Source organism: Aliiruegeria sabulilitoris, assembly GCF_001558155.1.
GTDB lineage: Bacteria > Pseudomonadota > Alphaproteobacteria > Rhodobacterales > Rhodobacteraceae > Tropicimonas > Tropicimonas sabulilitoris.
Map to the genome: position 1 here is coordinate 1 of NZ_LOAS01000107.1, position 1,022 is coordinate 1,022.

Below are 1,022 nucleotides of genomic sequence, written 5' to 3' on the forward strand. Positions count from 1 at the left end.
TGTCCGTCGTCAGATAATTTGGGACGCTTGAGCGTTTTTCGGATTGGAGGCTCTGGTCCATCCTTGATTGATTTTATGCGTTTTCAGTTTCGTGGCGCAATCGCCGCGTGCGCATGGTTTTTCGTTTGATCTCCTCTCGCTGTTTCAGGATTTGCTCGGCCCTGCCGAAGTAGACATCCGCAGGCGTCAGATTGCCCAGGCTCTCGTGGTATCGGCGGTTGTTGTAGTATTCGACGAAGGCGCCGATCTGGTGTTCGAGGTCGCCGGGCAGGAAGTAATGCTCGAGCAACACGCGGTTTTTCATAGTCTGGTGCCATCGCTCGATCTTGCCCTGGGTCTGCGGGTGGTAGGGTGCGCCGCGGACATGATCCATGCCCTTATCCTCAAGATAATCAGCCAGGTCGCCAGCGATGTAAGACGAGCCGTTGTCGCTCAACAACCGTGGTTTTACGACGACGGCCGCGCTTTCGCAGCCCGACGCATCCAGCGCCAGGTCGAGTGTCGCGGTCACATCCTCGGCCTTCATCGTGGTGCAGAGCTTCCAGGCGATGATATACCGGCTGTAATCATCCAGGATGGTCGACAGGTAGAACCAGCCCCACCCGAGGACCTTGAGATAGGTGAAGTCGGTCTGCCAGAGTTCGTTGGGCCGTGTGGTCTTGTCCTTGAACTCACTGGCGGCCTTCATCACGATATGCGCTGGCGCCGTGATCAGATCTTCCGCCTTCAGAATCCGACACACCGATGATTCCGAGACAAAATATCGCTTCTCGTCGGTGTATTTCACCGCTAGTTCGCGGGGCGTCAGGTCTTCATGCTCCAAGGCAAATTCGATGACGTCCGCACGCGTTTCATCCGGGAGGCGGTTCCACACGGAACCGGGGTGGGGCGTTGTGTCCTCAAGCGCATCAAGCCCGCCTTCCGACCATCGGTCGTACCAGCGGTAATAGGTCGTACTGGGGATGCCGAGCATGGCCAGCGTCTGGCGAACCGGCAGATGCGAGGCTTCGACGGTGCGGATG

General features: G+C 57.8%; 1 protein-coding gene. It reads right to left on the reverse strand.

Annotated elements, in window-relative coordinates:
• Positions 1-73: 73 nt before the first annotated feature.
• On the reverse strand, positions 74-1,022 hold a 949-nt coding region (locus AX756_RS24760), incomplete at its 5' end, for an IS3 family transposase (RefSeq protein ID WP_082739377.1).